Origin of the sequence: Acidovorax sp. (genome assembly GCF_046314175.1) — a bacterium.
Lineage (GTDB): Bacteria > Pseudomonadota > Gammaproteobacteria > Burkholderiales > Burkholderiaceae_C > Acidovorax.
In genome coordinates, this window is record NZ_JBKBXG010000001.1 from 149,138 (window position 1) to 168,958 (window position 19,821).

The 19,821-nt window shown below is 65.3% G+C and carries 18 protein-coding genes; 10 read left to right on the forward strand and 8 right to left on the reverse strand.

The annotated features are described in order from the left end of the window. Positions 1 to 3: 3 nt before the first annotated feature. Entirely contained in the window at positions 4 to 303 is a 300-nt protein-coding gene (gene gatC / locus ACK4OE_RS00645) for an Asp-tRNA(Asn)/Glu-tRNA(Gln) amidotransferase subunit GatC (protein ID WP_409882342.1), read from the reverse strand. A 217-nt stretch (positions 304 to 520) separates the two neighbouring features. Here gatC and ACK4OE_RS00650 point away from each other — a divergent pair, with 217 nt between their 5' ends. The 4 genes from ACK4OE_RS00650 (at position 521) to mrdA (ending at position 5,300) form a co-directional block, all read left to right on the forward strand. Continuing rightward, positions 521 to 1,564, forward strand: a complete 1,044-nt coding sequence (locus ACK4OE_RS00650) for a rod shape-determining protein (protein WP_005798130.1) — start codon at positions 521 to 523, stop codon at positions 1,562 to 1,564. Between the two features lie 132 nt (positions 1,565 to 1,696). Then, entirely contained in the window at positions 1,697 to 2,617 is a 921-nt protein-coding gene (gene mreC, locus ACK4OE_RS00655; RefSeq protein WP_409882343.1) for a rod shape-determining protein MreC, read from the forward strand. A 64-nt stretch (positions 2,618 to 2,681) separates the two neighbouring features. Next, on the forward strand, positions 2,682 to 3,200 hold the full coding sequence (mreD, locus tag ACK4OE_RS00660) for a rod shape-determining protein MreD (protein WP_409882344.1): 519 nt from the start codon (positions 2,682 to 2,684) through the stop codon (positions 3,198 to 3,200). Between the two features lie 156 nt (positions 3,201 to 3,356). Next, complete coding sequence (gene mrdA / locus ACK4OE_RS00665) at positions 3,357 to 5,300, forward strand: penicillin-binding protein 2 (protein ID WP_409882345.1); 1,944 nt, start codon at positions 3,357 to 3,359, stop codon at positions 5,298 to 5,300. Positions 5,301 to 5,402: 102 nt separating this feature from the next. Here the strand turns inward: mrdA and ACK4OE_RS00670 are convergent, their stop codons facing one another. The 6 genes from ACK4OE_RS00670 to ACK4OE_RS00695 all read right to left on the reverse strand — a co-directional run bounded on the left by ACK4OE_RS00670 (position 5,403) and on the right by ACK4OE_RS00695 (position 11,648). Beyond that, positions 5,403 to 6,296, reverse strand: coding sequence for a DMT family transporter (locus ACK4OE_RS00670; RefSeq protein ID WP_409882346.1), 894 nt, complete (start codon positions 6,294 to 6,296; stop codon positions 5,403 to 5,405). 485 nt (positions 6,297 to 6,781) lie between these two features. Then, positions 6,782 to 8,077 (reverse strand): DcaP family trimeric outer membrane transporter, encoded by a 1,296-nt coding sequence (locus ACK4OE_RS00675; protein WP_409882347.1) that lies wholly within the window; start codon positions 8,075 to 8,077, stop codon positions 6,782 to 6,784. A gap of 64 nt (positions 8,078 to 8,141) precedes the next feature. Then, positions 8,142 to 8,888 carry an amino acid ABC transporter ATP-binding protein gene (locus ACK4OE_RS00680; protein ID WP_409882348.1) on the reverse strand — a complete coding sequence of 249 codons (747 nt, stop codon included), beginning with the start codon at positions 8,886 to 8,888 and terminating at the stop codon, positions 8,142 to 8,144. Then, entirely contained in the window at positions 8,885 to 9,667 is a 783-nt protein-coding gene (locus ACK4OE_RS00685; protein WP_409882350.1) for an amino acid ABC transporter permease, read from the reverse strand. The genes ACK4OE_RS00680 and ACK4OE_RS00685 overlap by 4 nt, the downstream gene beginning before the upstream one ends. A 92-nt stretch (positions 9,668 to 9,759) precedes the next feature. Beyond that, a complete protein-coding gene (locus ACK4OE_RS00690; RefSeq protein WP_409882351.1) occupies positions 9,760 to 10,521 on the reverse strand; it encodes an ABC transporter substrate-binding protein in 762 nt (253 codons plus the stop codon). A gap of 368 nt (positions 10,522 to 10,889) precedes the next feature. After that, a complete protein-coding gene (locus tag ACK4OE_RS00695) occupies positions 10,890 to 11,648 on the reverse strand; it encodes a sulfite exporter TauE/SafE family protein (RefSeq protein ID WP_409882353.1) in 759 nt (252 codons plus the stop codon). A 377-nt stretch (positions 11,649 to 12,025) separates the two neighbouring features. On the opposite strand from ACK4OE_RS00695, the gene ACK4OE_RS00700 reads away from it, so the two are divergent. Beyond that, the gene (locus tag ACK4OE_RS00700; RefSeq protein ID WP_409882355.1) at positions 12,026 to 13,390 is read left to right on the forward strand and encodes an ammonium transporter; all 1,365 of its coding nucleotides are present in this window, start codon (positions 12,026 to 12,028) and stop codon (positions 13,388 to 13,390) included. Positions 13,391 to 13,415: 25 nt separating this feature from the next. Then, complete coding sequence (locus ACK4OE_RS00705; RefSeq protein WP_409882356.1) at positions 13,416 to 13,742, forward strand: hypothetical protein; 327 nt, start codon at positions 13,416 to 13,418, stop codon at positions 13,740 to 13,742. Between the two features lie 27 nt (positions 13,743 to 13,769). Here the strand turns inward: ACK4OE_RS00705 and ACK4OE_RS00710 are convergent, their stop codons facing one another. Continuing rightward, on the reverse strand, positions 13,770 to 15,446 hold the full coding sequence (locus ACK4OE_RS00710) for a GMC family oxidoreductase (RefSeq protein WP_409882364.1): 1,677 nt from the start codon (positions 15,444 to 15,446) through the stop codon (positions 13,770 to 13,772). Between the two features lie 274 nt (positions 15,447 to 15,720). Here ACK4OE_RS00710 and ACK4OE_RS00715 point away from each other — a divergent pair, with 274 nt between their 5' ends. The 4 genes from ACK4OE_RS00715 to ACK4OE_RS00730 all read left to right on the forward strand — a co-directional run bounded on the left by ACK4OE_RS00715 (position 15,721) and on the right by ACK4OE_RS00730 (position 19,619). Continuing rightward, positions 15,721 to 16,845, forward strand: a complete 1,125-nt coding sequence (locus ACK4OE_RS00715) for an MlaE family ABC transporter permease (RefSeq protein WP_409882357.1) — start codon at positions 15,721 to 15,723, stop codon at positions 16,843 to 16,845. Positions 16,846 to 16,990: 145 nt separating this feature from the next. Further along, entirely contained in the window at positions 16,991 to 17,872 is an 882-nt protein-coding gene (locus tag ACK4OE_RS00720; protein ID WP_409882358.1) for an ABC transporter ATP-binding protein, read from the forward strand. Further along, positions 17,872 to 18,837 carry an MlaD family protein gene (locus ACK4OE_RS00725; protein ID WP_409882359.1) on the forward strand — a complete coding sequence of 322 codons (966 nt, stop codon included), beginning with the start codon at positions 17,872 to 17,874 and terminating at the stop codon, positions 18,835 to 18,837. Before ACK4OE_RS00720 ends, ACK4OE_RS00725 begins: the two co-directional genes overlap by 1 nt. 77 nt (positions 18,838 to 18,914) lie before the next feature. Then, complete coding sequence (locus ACK4OE_RS00730; RefSeq protein WP_409882360.1) at positions 18,915 to 19,619, forward strand: ABC-type transport auxiliary lipoprotein family protein; 705 nt, start codon at positions 18,915 to 18,917, stop codon at positions 19,617 to 19,619. The last annotated feature ends 202 nt before the right edge of the window (positions 19,620 to 19,821 follow it).

Below are 19,821 nucleotides of genomic sequence, written 5' to 3' on the forward strand. Positions count from 1 at the left end.
GACTTATTCGATCACTTTGGGGACGAGGAACAGGCCGCGCTCGACAGCGGGGGCACTCTTCTGGTTGGCCTCGCGCTGGTTGGGCTCGCTGGCCACGTCTTCGCGCAGGCGCAGGGCCACGTCCTGGATGGCCGCGACGGGGTGGGACAGGGGGGTGACGCCCGAGGTATCCACAGCCCGCATCTGTTCCACGATGTCAAAGAAGCCATTGAGCTGCGTGAGCATGCGCTCACTTTCGGAGAATGTCAGCTCAAGCCGTGCCAAATTGGCGATGCGGCCGATGTCCTGGGGGGTCAGTGCCATAGAAAGAAAATAGAAAGAAACCAGACGTAAAGCTGTGATCCGGGCCGCGCCGCAGGGAGTTATTCACAGGGGATGGGGTATTATCCCGGCTTTGCCGCAATACCCTCTTAACGGTTGGTTTTTGTGCGAAAAAAGCGATTTTTGACCCCCCACCCACTCCCTGACACACCCGGCGATGGCAGGCCGACGTGCATGCCGTGCCCGAGAGGATTTTTGAATGTTCGGAGCTTTCCGTCGGTATTTTTCCACCGACCTGGCCATTGACCTTGGCACAGCCAACACCCTCATCTTCGCCCGCGACAAAGGCATTGTGCTTGACGAGCCTTCGGTCGTCGCCATCCGCCACGAAGGCGGGCCTCATGGCAAGAAAGTCATTCAGGCCGTAGGTCGCGAAGCCAAGGCCATGCTGGGCAAGGTGCCCGGCAATATCGAAGCCATCCGGCCCATGAAGGACGGCGTGATCGCCGACTTCGTGATCACCGAGCAGATGATCAAGCAGTTCATCAAGATGGTGCATCCGCGCACGCTGTTCACCCCCAGCCCGCGCATCATCATCTGCGTGCCTTGCGGCTCCACCCAGGTCGAGCGCCGCGCCATCAAGGACGCGGCCGAAGCGGCGGGCGCCACGGCGGTGTACCTCATTGAAGAACCCATGGCGGCCGGTATCGGCGCTGGCCTGCCGGTGTCGGAGGCGTCGGGCTCCATGGTCGTGGACATCGGCGGCGGCACCACCGAGGTGGGCGTGATCTCTCTGGGCGGCATGGTCTACAAGGGCAGTGTGCGCGTCGGTGGCGACAAGTTCGACGAAGCCATCATCAGCTACATCCGCCGCAACTACGGCATGCTGATTGGTGAGCCCACCGCAGAAGCCATCAAGAAGAACATCGGCTCGGCCTTTCCGGGCTCCGAAGTGCGCGAGATGGAAGTCAAGGGCCGCAACCTCTCCGAAGGCGTGCCGCGCAGCTTCACCATTTCGTCCAACGAAGTGCTGGAAGCCCTGACCGACCCGCTCAACCAGATCGTCTCGGCCGTCAAAAACGCGCTGGAACAGACCCCGCCCGAACTGGGCGCTGACATCGCCGACCGCGGCATGATGCTGACCGGCGGTGGCGCGCTGCTGCGTGACCTGGACCGCCTGCTGGCCGAAGAAACCGGTCTGCCCGTGCTAGTGGCCGAAGACCCGCTGACCTGCGTGGTGCGCGGCTGCGGTATTGCGCTGGAGCGCATGGACCGACTGGGTAGCATTTTCACGAGCGAGTGAGCCTGCGGGCCTGTATGCTGCAGGCACTTTTTTTGCGCTCTGAACTGCATGATTGCCCCTGCTCCAATGCTTCTTTCTGAGCACATGCCCGTGGAGTCTCCTCCACGCGGCAGACACTGACCGCTGCGTACCATGCCCCTGGGTACTCTGGAGCGCAGCGCTCCCCCTTTCTTCAAGCAGGGCCCTTCGGCCCTTTCGCGTTTGGCCGTCTTCAGTGCATTGGCGCTGTTCCTGATGGTGGCCGATGCGCGCTTTGACATGAGCGGGCCCTTCCGCAAGGCAGTGGCTACAGCGCTGTACCCGGTGCAGTGGCTCATGCTCAAGCCGGTGGAGTTCGCCCACCATGCAGCGAGTTATTTCCAGTCGTTGCAGGCAACGCAGCAAGAGCTCGACGCCGCACAACAGAAAATGACCCTGATGGGGCAGCGTGCCAACCAGGCCGAACAGCTGGCGCTGGAGAACGGGCGCCTTCGGCAACTTCTTGCCTTGCGGGACCGCCTGGAAACCCCCGCGCAGGCGGCCGAGGTGATCTACGACACTGCAGACACCTACACACGCCGCGTGGTCATTGACCGTGGGCAGATGGGCGGGGTCGAGCCCGGCTCGCCGGTGATGGATGAGGTGGGCGTTCTGGGTCAGGTCACGCGCGTGTTCCCGCTGGTGAGCGAGGTGACCTTGCTGGTCGACCGCGAACAGGCGATTCCGGTACTCAACGTTCGCACCGGTGTGCGCGGCGTGGCCTACGGTGACCCGGTGGCCGGGCACGGCGGTGGCATGGAGTTGCGCTTCATGCCCGCCAACGCCGATGTGCGCGAAGACGACCTGTTGACCACAAGCGGAGTGGACGGTTTGTATCCGTCGGGTCTGCCCGTGGCACGCGTGTTTCGGGTAGAGCGCCGGGCCGACTCCGCCTTTGCCCGCATCTATTGCGTGCCGCTGGCTCAGGTGCAGGGCGCTCGCCATGTCGTCGTTCTCAAGCCACTGGCCGACAACGCGCTGGCGCGCCCCGAGCCCGCGCATGCGGTGCCAGTCAAGCGGGGCACACGCAAATGACATCTTTCTTTCTGCAACCGCTTCCGCTGGCAACGCTGGCTAACACCCCGAAGGGAGTCGCGCGATGATCATGCCGCGGGGTGAACCGCTGCTGATGCCGGTGAATCCGTTGTTCATCGCCGTCAGCCTGGCTGCCGGCCTGGCCATCAACATGTTGCCACTGGGGCGCTTGGTGTGGACGCCCGACCTGCTCATGGTGCTGCTGGTGTTCTGGGGCGTGCACCAGCCGCTGCGCATTGGCATGGGCGTGGCCTTTGTGCTGGGGCTGTGCATGGACGTGAGCCAGTCGGCCCTGCTGGGGCAGCATGCGCTGTCGTACACCGTGCTGTCGTTTGCGGCCATTGCCATCCACCGTCGGCTGCTGTGGTTCAGCGTGCCTTCACAGGCCCTGCAAGTATTGCCCCTGTTTGCGCTGGCGCATGCGATCGAGCTGTTGCTGCGCATGTCGTCCGGCGGCATATTCCCGGGCATGTGGAGCTTTGCCGCTCCGCTGCTGGAGGCGCTGCTGTGGCCCCTGGCCAGCTGGGTGTTACTGGCACCGCAGCGTCGGCCGCCTGACCGCGACCAGAACCGGCCCCTGTGAGATGAAGCACCCCCTGAGCCGCTTCGCATCTTCCCCCTCTCCTGCGGGAGTGGGGCGCCATCCGTGGCCTGGCAGCGCCCGTTCCACGGTGGCACTGGCCTGGGCTGCGCCGGTTTCGCCGGGCTCTCTACTGGTATGGCGCCATGGAGTTTTCGCATGACCGAACTGCGCAGCAGCGAAGCCGACGCCACGCGTTTTCGTATGCGCGCGCTGGTGATTGGTGCGGTGGTGTTTTTTGCGTTCTGCCTCGTCGTCGCCCGGCTGGTGTTCTTGCAGGTGGTGCGCCACGAAGACCTGGCCGCGCAGGCCGAGAGCAACCGCACGGCGGTGGTGCCCATTGTGCCCAACCGCGGTTTGATCATGGACCGCAACGGCGTGGTACTGGCCACCAATTACTCCGCCTACACGCTGGAAATCACGCCCTCGCGCACGGGTTCGCTGGACGGCACCATCGACGAATTGTCGAAGGTGGTGGACATCCAGACCCGCGACCGCCGCCGCTTCAAGCGTTTGATGGAAGAGTCGCGCAATTTTGAGTCCCTGCCCATCCGCACCCGCCTGACGGACGAGGAGGTGGCGCGCTTCACCGCCCAGCGCTACCGCTTTCCCGGCGTGGACATCAAGGCACGGCTGTTTCGCAACTACCCTCTGGGCGACGTGGGCAGCCATGCCATTGGCTACATCGGGCGCATCAATCAGAACGAAAAAGCGCGCATTCAGGACTCCGAGGACGAAGCCAATTACCGGGGGACTGAGTACATCGGAAAGCTGGGCATCGAGCAAAGTTTCGAGTCCGCCCTGCACGGCTCCACCGGCGTGGAGCAGATGGAAACCTCGGCCGGCGGCCGGGCGGTTCGCAAGCTGTCCAGCCACGCGGCCACGCCGGGCGACAGCGTGATGCTGTCCATCGACATCAAGCTGCAAAAGATGATCGAGGACCTGTTTGGCGACCGGCGCGGAGCCCTGGTGGCCATCGATCCGCGTTCGGGCGAAGTGCTCGCGCTGGTCAGCAAGCCCACATTTGATCCCAACCTGTTTGTGGAAGGCATTGACGTAGAGAACTGGGCTGCGCTGAATGAGTCGCTCGATAAGCCTCTGCTCAACCGCGCCCTGCGCGGCACCTATCCACCGGGTTCCACCTACAAACCGTTCATGGCCCTGGCGGCGCTCGAAACCGGCAAGCGCACGGCGTCTGCCATCACGCAGGACAACGGCTCCTGGACCTTTGGCGGCCACACCTTCCGCAGCCATGGCGACCACGGACTGGGTGCGGTGGACATGCACCTGAGCATCGTCAAATCCAGCAACGTGTACTACTACGCCCTGGCCAACGACATGGGCGTGGACCTGATGCACGACTTCATGAAGCCGCTGGGTTTTGGCCAGATCACCGGCATCGACCTGAACGGCGAACTGCGCGGCGTGTTGCCCAGCCAGGAATGGAAGCGCAATGCCTACCGCCGCCCCGAGCAGAAAAAATGGTACGCAGGCGAGACGATCTCGCTGGGCATTGGCCAGGGCTACAACACCTTCACCATGCTGCAGCTGGCGCACGCCACGGCCACGGTGGCCAACTCGGGCGTGCGCCACCGGCCCCACCTGGCCATCGCCACAGTGGACGCCGTCTCCCGTGAGCGCCGCGAAATCACTCCCGACGCGCCGGTCGACCTGCACTACAAACCCGAGAACGTGGCCGTGGTGCGCCGCGCGCTGGTGAGCGTGACGCAAGAGGGCACCTCCACCCGCGTGTTCGCCGGGGCCCGCTATTTGTCGGCAGGCAAAACAGGCACGGCCCAGGCGGTGACCATTGGCCAGAAAGACAAGTACAACGCCTCCAAGCTGCAGGAGCACCAGCGCGACCACGCGCTGTACATGGCCTATGCCCCGGCCGAAAATCCCCAGATTGCCCTGGCGCTGGTGGTGGAGAACGCCGGTTTTGGCGCCGCGCATGCCGCGCCCATTGCGCGGCGCGTGTTCGACTACTGGCTGCTGGGCGAATACCCCAGCGAAGAAGACATGCTGGCGGTGCAAAAGGGCCAGGCCGCCGCCCCCATCGGCAAACCCCGCAAGGTGGCAGACGTGCCGTTGATTGCCCCGTAACGCGGGTACCCAGCAGGTTTATTCAAAAATAATAGCTGCTAGCGCTTGCTGGATAAGCGCTAGAGCCTGTTTTGACCATATTTTTAGGGCTGGCGTGCCCTGCTACGTCTGGGCTGCGGGCCCCCGCGTAGAGGGCTGGATCTGGCTGAACACCAGCGCCGCCACGATCAGCGCCGCGCCGCTGACGCCCGCCCAGCCCAGGCGCTCGCCCAGCAGCGCCCAGGCGGTCAGCGCCGCAAAAACGGGTTCCAGCCCGAACACGATGGCACTGCGCATGGCGTCCACCCGCTGCTGGCCCCAGGCCTGCAAGGTGACCACCACCACGCTGGCCAGCAGGCCCAGGTAGACCAGCGCCACCCACGCATCCACGGGCAGCGTAGCCAGGGACTGCAGCCAGTCCATGCCGCCGCCGTGCGCCAGCAGCAACGCGGTGGACGCGAGCGCCATCACCGTGGCCTGCGCGGCGGCCATGCGGGTTGCGCGCAGTGGCCGGGCCGCAGTGCGGCGTGCGCATTCTTCCAGCGCCAGGATGTACAGCGCGTAGAACACCGTACTGGCCAGCGTCAGCGTATCGCCCAGGTTCCAGGGCTCGTTCTCGTGGAACATCAGCGCCATGCCCGCGCAGGCGATCACGCACGCAGCCCACAGCCGCCAACCATAGCGCCGGCCCATGAAGGCCATGGCGATCAGCGGCACGACCAGCACATTGAGTCCGGTCACAAACGCATTGCGGTTGCTGCTGGTGCGCGCGAGGCCCTCGATCTGCAGCCAGAACGCAATGAACAGCAGCAGCCCGAGCGCGCAGCCCCAGCGGCGCTCGGCGCGCAGCATGCCCCACCACAGCGGCGCCAGCACCACCAGCGCAATCACAAAACGCAGCCAGATGATCTGGAGCGCATCGAGCTGTGCGGACAGCAATTTCATGGCGGGAAACGTGGTGCCCCACACCACGGTCACCACCAGCAGGGCCGCAAGCCCCAGACGTTCGGGTTTCATAGGCTCCAAAACAAGAAAGGGCTGGCCGGTTCCCCGGCCAGCCGCTTGCAGAAAATTTACTCGCAGCACCGTGCGCATGACCTGCTGCCGTCGCGCAGGCTCGGCCCAGGCTAGGTAGCCGCGGAACTGGCTCTGCCAGGCCGCTGGCTGCGTCCCCCTCCCTTAGAGCCTGTTCAAAGTCTTTTTGGAGATCGCATTGGAGTGCAATCGGGATGAGTGGAAGCTTCGGATGCGCCGCATGGGCTCGTGCCCATGCAAGCAGCCGAGGCTTCCAATCGCCCGATTTCACTCCAACCCTTCGGGCAAGTGCCTTGCCGGTCGGTCTGCGGTGTTGCGGCGCTTGTTGATAGCCAAGCTATCAACTGCACACCGCGCCTTGCATCCCATCCCGGCAAGGTACTTGTGCGACTCCAAAAAGACTTTGAACAGGCTCTTAGCGCGCAGCGCGTAGAGAGAGGGGTGAAGGCGCGAGGCGCCTCAGGGGGTCAGTTAAAAATATATCGGGCCTGCAGGTTCAGGCGCAGCATGTCGCCCTTCTGGCCGTCAAACGTGGTGCGGCGGCCGCCGATCAACTCGCTGCCCAGTTCCACGTTTTTGATCGGCAGGTAGTACATGCCGGCGTGCCATTGGTACAGCTTGTAGTTGCCTTCGCCGCCATAGGCGTTCACGTAGGCATCGCCCAGCTTCTGGCGCGAGCGCACGGTGCCCAGCGACACGGTGGCGCGCAGCTGTTCGCTGAAAGCGTTGGTCAGGCCCACCACGAAACCGTGCGAGCGGTCCAGGCGCACCGTGTTGCCGTCCAGCACCGGGTAGTTGGCGCCCACCAGGTAAGCGCCATCGCCGTCGCCGTCCATGCGGGTGTACTGTGCCATCAGCGTGGCGGTGCCGGTCAGCTTGTAGCCCGCACCCAGTCCGAGGCCCAGGCCGCGCTTGGAGGCGCCGTCAATGCGTTGCTCGTGCGACATCACGCGGGCGTTGATGTTGCCCCAGTCGTAGCCCTTGTCCATGCGTGCCACCAGGTTGGGGCTTTTCGCGCCGTCCGAGGGTTCTTCAATGGCGAACTGGAACTTGGCAATGTTGGGGTTGTTGTAGGTGTAGCGTACCTGTGTGGGGCGGCGGAACGTGGCGCCGGGCGGGCCGTTGAAGTCCACGGTTTCTGGCAGGTTGTCCAAGTCCATGAAGGTGGACCAGGTCTGGCCAATCAGCCAGCCTGCGTATTCGCCATAGGCGTGGCGCAGGCGCAGGCGGTTGCGGTTGCACTCGCTGCCGCAATAGGCGTAGAAGTCGGCTTCGATCTTGGTGTTGAACGTGCCAATGCCCGTAGGGGTCGAGGTCTCAAAGCCAAACCGCGAAGTTTGCGCGGTCAGGCTGGTCTTGCCGTTGCGGCTGTCGCCCAGCGGTTGCTCCATCACGTTGGTGAAGGTGTCCCCAGGGGCCGTGCCCTTGAAGTCCTTGACCATGTTCGCCTCTGCAAAGCCGTAGACGCGGATCGAGGTCTCGCTGCCCGGCAGGCGGAAGCTGCCCGGGATGTCGCCCAGCACCACGGCGTCCTTTTGCTTGAGTTCCACCGCGTCAATGCGGTCGTTCCAGGCTGACGCCGCTGCGGCCGGGGCGGCGGGGACCTGTGCCTGCTGGGTCTTGAGCTGGTTGAGTTCGGCACGCAATGCCTTGAGCTCGTTGCGCATGTCTTCGAAGTCCTTGGCGGACTGTGCAAACGCGGCTGGGGGCAGGCTGCACAGGCCGGCGGCCAGCAGGGCGAGGAACGTGTGGTTCAGTTTCATGGTCACTCCGGGTGGGGGCTTGGGTTGTTTTGGCACGGCACCTGGATCGCAGGCACCTGTGCACTCAGGCACTCATGCGGCCAATGAAGGCGCGGATGCGGTCGTTGGCGGGGTTGTTGAAGAAATCAGCGGGGGGAGCGTCGTGGGCGATGCACCCCTGGTCAAAGAACATGACGCGGTCTGCCACCTCGCGGGCAAAGCCCATTTCGTGGGTCACCACGATCATGGTCATGCCGCCGCGTGCCAATTCGCGCATCACGTCCAGAACCTCCTGCACCATCTCGGGGTCCAGCGCTGATGTGGGCTCGTCGAACAGCATCACCTTGGGCTGCATGGCCAGTGCGCGGGCAATGGCCACGCGCTGCTGCTGGCCGCCCGACAGCTGCCAGGGGTACTTGTGCGCGTGGTCTTGCATGCCCACGCGGCGCAGCAGGGTCAGCGCCTGCTCGTTGGCCTGGGCGCGTGGTGTGCGGCGAATGCGGCGCGGCGCCAGCGTCACGTTGTCCAGCACGCTCATGTGGCCGAACAGGTTGAACTGCTGGAACACCATGCCGACTTCGCTGCGCTGCTTTTGCAGGGTGGCCATGTCGTCGGTGACTTCTTCACCGCCAATGGTGATGCGGCCCGAGTCATGCGGTTCGAGGCGGTTGATGGCGCGCAGCAGCGTGCTCTTGCCAGAGCCCGAGGCGCCGATGATGACCGTCACCTCGCCGGTGTTGAACACCGTGGACACATCACGCAGCACCTGGTGGGCGCCGAACGACTTGCACACGCGATCGACCACGATGAAGGGCGTGGGTTGGGCGCTCATTGGTTGCGGCCTTCCACGTCAAACCGGTACTCGATTGCATTCGAGATCTGCGTGACCAGCGTGGTCAACAGCAGGTACGTGATGGCCACGGTGGACAGCGTGGCAATAGGCTGGAAGGTGGCCGACTGGATGCGGTTGCCCACGTTGGTCAGCTCCACCACACCAATCGCATAGGCCAGCGAAGAATCCTTGAGCAGCGCCACAAAGTTGCTCACCAGCGGAGGCAACGAGATCTTGAATGCCTGCGGAAACACCACGTCCAGAAACACATGCACCCGGCCCAGTCCCAGGGCCTTAGCAGCCTCGGTTTGGCCGCGCGGCACGGCCAGCAGACCGGCGCGGATGGCCTCGGCGTTGTAGGCGCCGACGTTCAGGCCCAGGGCCAGCACGGCAGCGGCAAAGTCGGGCAGGTTCAGGCCTGGCACCAGCACCGGCAGCGCAAAGTACACAAATAGGATCTGCACCAAAAGCGGCGTGCCGCGGATGACCCAGATATAGAAGCTGGCGACCCAGCGCACCGCCGCCCAGCGCGAAGTGCGCGCCAGCGCGGCGGCCGTGCCCAGCACCAGTCCCACACTGCCGCTGATGAGCGTGAGCCACAGCGTGGTGCGCGCACCGTCAGAGAACGCCTGGGCGTTGGGACCGATGGGGTCGGGCAAAAATGACAGCATTTTGCCGAGCAGCGCCAGCGCCAGCACCATCAGCAACACGGCTGAGATGAGCGTGGCGTTGCTGCGCTGCTGGCGAGTCCAGCGCTCGGGCCAAAGGGCAGTGAGCATGAAAAATCCCGGTCAGGATGGGGGAGGGGCGAGCGCGGCGAAGCGCCCCCGGCATGCCCAGGCGGACACGCCGAGGCGTTCACACCTTCTGCTTAGTTGCAGCGGACGTCTTCGTTGAAGTACTTCTTGGACACGGCGGCGTAGCTGCCGTCGGCCATCACCTCGCCCAGGGCCTTGTTCCAGCCACCGGCCAGCGAGCTGTTGCCTTTGGCCACGGCGGCGGCGATGCGCTCGATGAACAGCATCTCGCCCAGCTTGAAACCTGCGCCGGGGTTCTTGTCGGCCACCGCCTTGGCTACAAAGCGGTCGGTCACCCAGGCGTCCACGCGGCGCGAGTTCAGGGCGCTGCGGGCGTCCACGTCAGTGGGGAAGTTCTTCATTTCCTTGATGGCGGAGACCTTCTGCACGTTTTCGAGGTAGCTGGTACCGGTCTGCACGGCCACCACCTTGCCCGCCAGGTCCTTGGCGCTCTTGATGGCGGGGTCCATGGCGATGATCATCCCGCCCGAGCAGTAGTGCGGTTCGGTGAACGTGACGGCCTTGGCGCGCTCTTCGGTGATGCCGTGGGAGGCGATCACCAGGTCCCAGCGGTCCTGGCGCAGGCCGGTCAGCAGCGCGTCAAAACCCAGGGTCTTCCACTGGATGGTCAGGCCCATCTTCTTGGCCACGAGTTCAGCGACTTCTACTTCGAAGCCCGTCAGCGTGGTGCCATTGAAAAAGTTGAAAGGTGCGAACTGGCCCTCGGTCGCGATGAGGATCTTGCCGTCTTTTTTGACCTCGTCCAGCGTCCGGGCCTGGGCGGCGAAAGCGGCGCAGAGCGCGACGGCGGTGGCTACAGCCTTGAACAATTTCATGGAATGGGTCCTGTCAGGGGTATTTCAGGTACAAAAAATCCGGCATGCGGGTAAGCAGGCCGGAGGCGCGGGGAAGTCACAGGACGCAGGCATCGCAAAACACGAGGCCTGCCGTCATCAAACGGACACGATTATAAAGAGGGGGATTTTTTTCTTGACAGTGCGAACAACGTGCAAAGGCCGGTTGTGTGCCAATTCACAACAGGTTTAGAGCGGTGACTCCGAACTGAACGCAGGATTGGGCCCCGGCTACCGGGCGCGGTCTGTGTGACTGGCGCGCGCAACGCCAGCGCACCCGTGGATCCGGCTTTGCCGGTCCAGGGGGTGCGTCCCCTTCCAGGGGGAAGGCGCCTTCGCCGCCTCAGGGGTTACCTGAGAAACGCGTCGTAGCCCGTTTTGAGGATCAGCGTGCTCACCACCACGATAAAAATACCGCGCACAAACCCGGTGCCGTGCTTGAGCGCCATGTGCGTGCCCAGCAGGCTGCCCACCACATTGGCCACTGCCAGCGTCACCGCAAAGTGCCACCACACGTGGCCTTTGGCCGCAAACAGCGCAATGGCGGCGATGTTGGTGGCGCAGTTGAGCAGCTTGGCCGAGGCCGAGGCGTTGAGAAAGTCATAGCCCAGCAGCCGCACGAACAAGAAGACAAAGAAGCTGCCGGTGCCAGGGCCGAAGAAGCCGTCATAGAACCCAATCAGCACGCCGATGAGGCACGCGGCCACGACCTCGGTGCGGCCTGCATAGCGCGGGGTGTGGTGGCGACCCAGCTCCTTTTTGGCCAGTGTGTAGACCAGCACCCCGAGCAATACCAGAGGCAGCAGCTTGCGCAAGAAGTCGGCAGACATCACCGTGACCGCCCAGGCGCCTGCAAACGACCCGGCAAAACCGGCCCCTGCGGCGGGCAGCATGGCACGCCAGCGGATCTGCACGCGGCGGCTGTATTGCCACGTTGCCATGGCCGTGCCCCACACCGACGCCGCCTTGTTGGTGCCCAGCAGCGTAGCGGGCGCGGCGCCCGGAAACGCTGCGAACAGCGCGGGCACCATCACCAGACCACCCCCGCCCACAATCGCATCCACAAACCCGGCCAACAGCGAAGCCAGGGTGATAAAAAACCATTCCATCGCAGGATTGTCGCACTCGGGCTGCTATCAATTTGCGACGTAGAAGTGGCTCTGGCCGCCTGTGCAGCGCTCAGAGCGAAAAGCGAGCAGGCAAGAAAAAGGCGCTGGGATCACCAGCGCCTGGAAAAAGTCTGCACCTCGTTGGGTGCTTGAAATTTGATTGTTGGTAGAAAGGATGTCTCCTCGGGCCCCTCGCTTGGCACACCGAAGCGCGCTTTCGAGTGCCGCAACTGTAACGGCTGCACCCCGCTGGTGCATTGGGGGTTTCCCGCCCCCGTTCTGGGGCGTTGAGCGGGCTTCTCGCTGTCTTTTGCGTGCTGCAGGCTGGCATGGGTCGTGCAATGCCACCTGTAACAATTTGCGAAAAGGGAGCGTCCATGCGGGCAGTCAACCACCGGTTCATTGCGGTCGTGTCGTTGTGTCTGGGGTTGTGGGGCCGCGCGCGGGCGCAGACTTCACCAGAAGCGGCGGCTGCAGTTGCAACCGCTGCAGCGCCCTTAGCCCGCCCCGGTCTGGTGTCTGCAGATTCGTTGAGCGCTGCCGACACGGCGTGGATGATGACCTCCACCGCGCTGGTGCTGCTGATGACGCTCCCTGGCATTGCGCTGTTCTATGCAGGCATGGTGCGCAAGAAGAACGTACTCAACACGATGGCCAGCGTGGTGGCCATTGCGGCGCTGGTTAGCGTGTTGTGGTTTGCGGCCGGTTATTCACTGGCGTTCACCCCGGGCAGTCTGTGGCTCGGCGGCTTCGATCGCATGGGCTTTGCGGGTTTTGACCTGCAACTGGCTGCGGGCAAGGTGGCCGTGAGCCACGTGGCGCCGCGCATCCCTGAATCGGTGTACGCCATGTTCCAGCTCACGTTTGCCATCATCACCGCGGCGCTGCTGGTAGGCGCTTTTGTGGAGCGCATGCGCTTTTCCGCCATGCTCATCTTCATCAGCCTGTGGACCTTGGTGGTGTACGCACCGGTGGCCCACTGGGTGTGGGAGCCCGGTGGCTGGCTGGCGCAGATGGGCGCGCTCGACTTTGCGGGCGGCTCGGTAGTGCACGTCAACGCGGGCGTCGCAGGCCTGGTGTGTGCCTGGTATCTGGGGCGCCGCACGGGCTATGGCCGTGAGCCGTTTGAGCCCTACAACCTGGGTCTGACCATGGTGGGCGCTGGCATGTTGTGGGTGGGATGGTTTGGCTTCAACGCCGGGTCTGCCGTGGCCGCCGACGGGCGCGCGGGCCTGGCCATGGCGGTGACTCACCTGGCTGCCGCTGCAGGCGCCCTGGCGTGGATGCTGGGCGAATGGGTGGTGCGCGGGCGGCCATCGTTGCTGGGATTGTGTTCGGGCCTGGTGGCGGGGCTGGTCGCCATCACGCCTGCCGCGGGTTTTGTCACGCTGCGCTCGGCCGTGGTGATTGGCCTGGTGGCGGGGCTTGCGTGTTACTGGGGGGCCACTGGGCTCAAGCGCCTGCTCAAGGCCGACGACTCGCTCGACGTGTTCGGGGTGCACGGCATCGGCGGGATCGTGGGATCGCTGCTCACCGGCGTGCTGGCCAGCAAAAGCGTGGGGGGCGTGCAGGGCAGCCTGGTCACGCAGGCCATAGGCGTAGGCGCCGTGATGGCCTACAGCCTGGTGGTGACGGCAGTGCTGCTGTGGATCACCAACTTTGTCGTTGGCCTGCGCGTGGATGAGCAGAGCGAGCAGGCCGGCCTCGACATCGCCCAGCACCGAGAGCGCCTGGGCAGCTAAAAGGACGTAAAAGGACGACCACGCCATGCCACATTCGGACACCCTTGCCATTGCTGCCCACCTGCACGTCTTGCTGCGCCGCAAGACTGGGCGGGTGACGGACACCGAATGGATGGCCGTCAATGCCGAATACGCGCAGGAGATCGTGCGCTTTGCACGCCAGCACGCGGTAGAAGACAACGTGCCCGAACTGGCGGAGTGGGCCGACCGGCTGGACCATGTGCTGCACGCGGCACCCTCTGCGCCCGCGCGCCGTCCATTCTTGGATGTAGCGGCACAGGCAGTGCGCCACCGGGTTGCACCACCGCCCCCGCCGCCCGAGGTCCCGCGTTATGTGGGCGGCATCCGTTGATGTCACAGCGAAGGGGCCAATGTCCAGTCAGGGCGCCTTGCGTGCCTGGATGATCCACTCCGCCGCTTTTTCCGCAATCATCAGCGTAGGCGAATTGGTGTTGCCGCTGGTGATGGTGGGCATGGCCCCCGCATCCACCACGCGCAGGCCTGCGATGCCCCGCACGCGCAGTTGCGAATCGAGCACCGCCATCGGGTCATCATCCCGCCCCATCTTTGTCGTGCCCACGGGGTGGAAGATCGTGGTGGCAATGTCCCCGGCCAGGCGGGCCAGGTCTTCGTCGCTTTCAAACTGCACGCCCGGCTTCCATTCCTGCGGCTGGTACTTGGCGAGCGCGGGCTGGGCCACGATGCGGCGCGTGACGCGCAGGCTGTCGGCGGCCACCTGGCGGTCTTCGGGGGTGGAGAGGTAGTTGGGCGCAATGGCAGGGGCGGCCTTGAAGTCCGCACTCTTGATGTTGACCGTGCCCCGGCTGGTGGGGTTGAGGTTGCACACGCTGGCCGTGAAGGCCGGAAAGCTGTGCAGCGGCTCGCCAAAAGCATCCAGCGACAGGGGCTGCACGTGGTATTCGATGTTGGGCCAAGGCTGGTCGGCGCTGCTGCGGGTGAAGGCGCCCAGCTGTGACGGCGCCATGCTCATGGGCCCGCTGCGTTTGGCGGCGTATTCCAGCCCGATCTTGGCTTTGCCCCATAGCGAACTGGCCATGGTGTTGAGGGTGGGCACGCCGTTGACCTTGAACACCGCGCGGATCTGCAGGTGGTCTTGCAGGTTGGCGCCCACGCCGGGCAGGTCGTGTACCACGTCGATGCCGTGCTGGCGCAGCAGCGCGGCTGGGCCGATGCCCGACAGCTGCAGCAGCTGGGGTGAGTTGATGGCGCCCGCGCTCAGGATGACCTCGCCCGTGGCGTGGGCTGTGACCATCTCCTTGCCGTTCCACACCTGCACGCCGGTGCAGCGCTTGCTGCCGTCGGGCTGCGTCTCGACGATGAGCTTGGCGGCCTGCGCGCTGGTCCACATCTCAAAGTTGGGGCGGCCGTAGCAGGTGGGCCGCAGGAATGCCTTGGCGGTGTTCCAGCGCCAGCCGCTTTTCTGGTTGACCTCGAAGTAGCCCACACCCTCGTTGGTGCCCCGGTTGAAGTCGTCCGTGGCGGGTATGCCCGCCTGCTGCGCGGCCTGGGCAAAGGCGTCCAGCACGTCCCAGCGCAGGCGCTGTTTCTCCACGCGCCACTCGCCGGTGCTGCCGGTGGATTGGTTGCTGTGCAGGTGTTTGAAATTTTCATCCGCGTTGCCGGGCTGGTCCAGGCGCCAGTGGTCTTCGTGGCGGCGAAAGTACTGCAGTGCGCTGTCCCAGCGCCAGCTGCTGTCACCCGTCAGCTCGGCCCACTGGTCGTAGTCGCGGGCCTGGCCGCGCATGTAGATCATGCCGTTGATGCTGCTGCACCCGCCCAGCGTCTTGCCGCGCGGGTAACGCAGCGTGCGGCCGTTCAGACCGGCGTCGGGTTCGGTGTTGTAGAGCCAGTCGGTGCGCGGGTTGCCAATGCAGTACAGGTAGCCCACGGGGATGTGGATCCAGTGGTAGTCGTCCTTGCGGCCCGCTTCGATCAGCAGCACGCGGTGGCGGCCGTCGGCGCTCAGGCGGTTGCTCAGCAGGGCGCCAGCGGTGCCGCCGCCAATGATGATGGTGTCAAACGTGGTGTCGCTCATGGGCTGTAGGCTGCGGCTGGTCGGGGCAATGGTGTGTTGGTGGGCCATTGTGCGGATCGCCTGCGCGCTGTCGATAGGGTTTGCAGTGATTGCTACATATTTTGTAGCTGTTGGCGCTTGTTGGTATTGCGCTAGAGGCCAATTTGATAATAATTACATGCTGCAAGGCTCGGTCTGTGCTTGGCGGGCCGTTGTCTGACGGGGCGTTGGGGCCCCGCTCCGCTACCATGCACGCTCCCTTTCCTTTCTGGCGGCCGCTCATGTCGCCCAGCCCATGACCGATCACGCACCCCGCATCGTTCGCACCGATACGCCCCAAGGGCCGTGTGCGCAACTGCGTGGGCGTTGGGGCGCGGCCGAGCTGGGCACCGAGGCGCAGTGGCGCACGGTGTCGGGCCAACTGAAAGCCAACCTGGCCGCACCCGCCTTGGGCTGGGACCTGTGCGGGCTGCAGTGGCTGGACCACGTGGGCGCCCAGTTGCTGTGGAACCACTGGCAGCACCAGTGGCCCGCGCAGCTGGCCTGCACCGACAGCCAGCGCGACATGCTCGAACGTGTGGCGCAGTTCACCACCGCCCCTCCCGCCCCCACTCCGTGGCGGCTGGCCGAGCAGGTGGACCAGCTGGGCGTGCTGGTGTTGCACGGCGTGGACCACGCCCGCCACATGCTCGAAATGGTGGGCCAACTGGTGCTGGACATTGGCCGCCTGCTGCGCGCCCCCACCCGGGCGCCGTGGCGCGATGTGTCGGGCCACCTGTACCGCATGGGCGCCACCGCGCTGCCCATCACGGCGCTAGTGGGTTTTCTGATCGGCGTGGTGTTGGCGTACCTGATGAGCCTGCAGCTGCGCCAGTTCGGGGCCGAATCGTTCATCGTCAACATCCTGGGCATCTCGCTGATCCGCGAGCTCGGCCCCATGCTGGCGGCCATATTGGTGGCGGGGCGATCGGGCTCGTCCATCACAGCGCAGATCGGCGTGATGCGCGTGACCGAGGAACTCGACGCCATGCGCGTGATGGGCATTCCGCACGGCTTTCGGCTGGTGATGCCGCGCACCATTGCGCTGGCGGTGGCCATGCCGCTCATCAGCGTGTGGACCACGCTGGCGGCACTGGCGGGCGGCATGCTGGCGGCCGACGTGGCCATGGACATTTCTCCCGCCTACTTTGTGCAGGCGCTTCCCGCCGCCGTGAAGGTGGGCAACCTGGGCCTGGCCATGGCCAAGTCGGTGGTGTTTGGCGCGCTGATTGCGCTCATCGGCTGCCACTGGGGCCTGCGCGTGAAGCCCAACACGCAAAGCCTGGGCGAGGGCACTACGGCATCGGTGGTCACGTCGATCACCATGGTCATCATCGTGGACGCCCTGTTCGCGGTAGCCTTCAAGAACATCGGAATATGAGTTCCCCCCTGAGTCGCTTCGCGCCTTCCCCCCTGAGGGGGGACGCCACCCGTGGCCTGGCAGAGCCAGTTCCACGGTGGCACTCGCATGGGGGCGCGCCGGTTTTGTGCGATGTGGGCGTATTGATGGATGGGGAGGCGCAGCCATGACAGCCGAACGCGTCGCCAAGCCCGAGCACATCGCCGTGGCGCCCGGCGAGCCGCCCATCGTGGACGTTGAGGGCCTGTGGACCCAGTTTGGCAAGGGCGCAGAAACCTTTACCGTGCACCAGGACCTGAACTTCAGCGTGCAGCGCGGCGAGATGCTGTCGCTGGTGGGGGGCTCGGGCACGGGCAAGACAGTGCTGCTGCGGCAGATACTGGGCTTGGCGCGGCCTGCGCGCGGCAGCGTCACGGTGCTGGGCCGCCCAGCGTCGGAGATGGGACGCGAGGGCGCGGCCAGCCGCGTGGGCATGTTGTTCCAGCACGGGGCGCTGTTCTCGGCTTTCAACGTGCTCGACAACGTGGCCTTTGCGCTGCGCGAGCAGGGCACCCTGCCCGCCGATCTGGTGCGCGATGCGGCGCTGGTCAAGCTGCAGATGGTAGGACTCAAGCCCGAGCACGCCAGCCGCATGCCGGCCGATCTGTCGGGTGGCATGGTCAAACGCGTGGCGCTGGCGCGGGCGCTCATCATGGACCCACCGCTGCTGCTGCTCGACGAACCCACCGCCGGGCTTGACCCCAACAGCGCCGACGAGTTCTGTGCGCTGCTGCGCGAGCTGCGCGCATCGTTGGGGCTCACGGTGGTCATGGTCACGCACGACCTCGACACATTGTTCGCCCTCTCTACCCGCGTGGCCGTGCTGGCCGATAAAAAAGTCATCGTCACCGGCCCGCCGCACGAGGTGGCGCACTTCAAGCACCCGTTCATCGAGCACTTCTTCATGGGCGAGCGCGGCCAACGTGCCATGGCCCCGATGCAATCAGTGGAGCAGGGCGCTGCGGCACAGCCCGCCGCCGCCCCCACGCCCAACAAGGAACACCCCTGATGGAAAACAAATCACACGCCCTGGCCGCAGGCCTTTTTGTGCTGGTGGTGGCCGCCATGCTGGCGGGCCTGGCCATCTGGCTGACCCGCGACAACGCCAACTACGAGCAGTACGAGCTGTCCACCAAGGACGGCGTGAGCGGCCTGCAGCCCCAGGCCACCGTGCGCTACAAAGGCGTGGCTGTGGGCAAGGTCACCCGCATCGGGTTTGACCCGCAGGTCAACGGCAACGTGCTCATCCGCATCGCCGTGAACGAGCAGGCACCCATCACCCCCACCACCTTTGCTGTGCTGGGTTACCAGGGCGTCACGGGCCTGGCCCATGTACAGCTGGACGACGCCGACACGCCTTACCCCGAGCTGCCCCCCGGCCCCAGCGGCCTGCCGCGCCTGCCGCTCAAGCCCTCCCCGTTTGGCAAGCTGGCCGAGCAGGCGCCCGCCATCCTCGCCCAGGTCGAAGAAGCCACGCGCCGCATCAACCAGCTGCTGGGCGACACCAACCAGCAGCTGTTCACCCAGACGCTGGGCAACATCAGCAGCGCTGCTGCAGGCGTCAACACACTCACGCAAAAACTTGATGCCACCGTCACCCAGCGGCTCGACCCGGCCCTGGCCTCGTTGCCGCCGCTGGCGGGCGAGGCGCGCAAAACCCTGCAGGCCTTGCAGCAAGCGGGCAATAGCGTGACCACCCTCGCATCCGACTTCAACAAGACCACGCAGCGCATCACGGCCGAAGGCGGCGCCATCGACCAGATCACGCTGGGCACCCAGGCCCTGGCGCGCGCGGCAGACCAGTTCGGCACCACCACGCTGCCGCGTGTGAACCGTGCGGCCGACGACACCTCGCAGGCCGCGCGCCGACTCAGCCGCGCGGTGGGTGGCATCACCGACAACCCGCAGCTCTTTATCTACGGCTCGGGCCGCATCCCGCCCGGCCCGGGTGAAACCGGCTTTGCCGCGCCCTGACGCGTGGCCCCGCTGGGTGAAGTTGCGTGCGCCCGGTTTGCGAAACAAGCGGTGCAGACCCCTTTGAGGATTTGACAATGAACACTATTAAAAACATAGCTGCTAGCGCTTACCAGTCAAGCGCTGGAGGCATTTTTGGCTTGATTTTTGCATTGGGCGCCTTTGGACTCGCTGGCTGCTCGGCCCTGCCCGAACCGCCCTCGCGGCCGGTGATGTACGACTTTGGCCCCGGCCCCATGCAAACGGCCCCCAGCGACCGCCGCGCCCCGCTGCCCGCCCTTGCGCTGGCCGAGGTGGATGCTCCCGGCCTGCCCGACGGCAGCAACGCCGTGCTGTACCGCCTGGCCTATGCCGACGCCCAGCAGTTGCGCCCCTATGCGCTGGCCCGCTGGAGCCAGCCGCCCGCCCAACTGCTGCAACAGCGCCTGCGCGAGCACCTGGGCCAGCGCCGCGCGGTGCTCAAGGCCGACGACGGCGCAGCGCAGGTCCGCGACGCCACCCAGGGCGGCAACCTGCCCCCGGTGCTGCGCGTGGAGGTCGAAGAGTTCAGCCACACCTTCACCAGCGCCGCCGAGAGCGTGGGCCTGCTGCGCCTGCGCGCCACGGTGGTGGACCTGACCCCAGCGGGCGAGGCGCTGCGCGGCCAGCGCGTGTTCATCGTGCGCACGCCCGCGCGCAGCGCTGATGCCGCAGGCGGCGTGGCTGCGCTGGCCGAGGCATCCACCCAGGCCGCCAAAGAAGTGTCCGAATGGGTGGAGCAGGTGGCCGCGCCCCGGCCCTGAGTGCGCAGGCATCTGCCCCGGGCAGGGGCCTGTTTACTTGGTGCTGTTGGTGTTGTCGTCAGCGGCGGCCGCCACCTCGCCCGCCGAACTGCCCGCCTTGACGGGCAGCGACGCGATCCCTGTCACCACGCGGGCGTGGCGCGCAAAGCTCCAGTACGCCCAGGCCCAGTCCATCAGCACGACCATGCGGTTGCGAAAACCG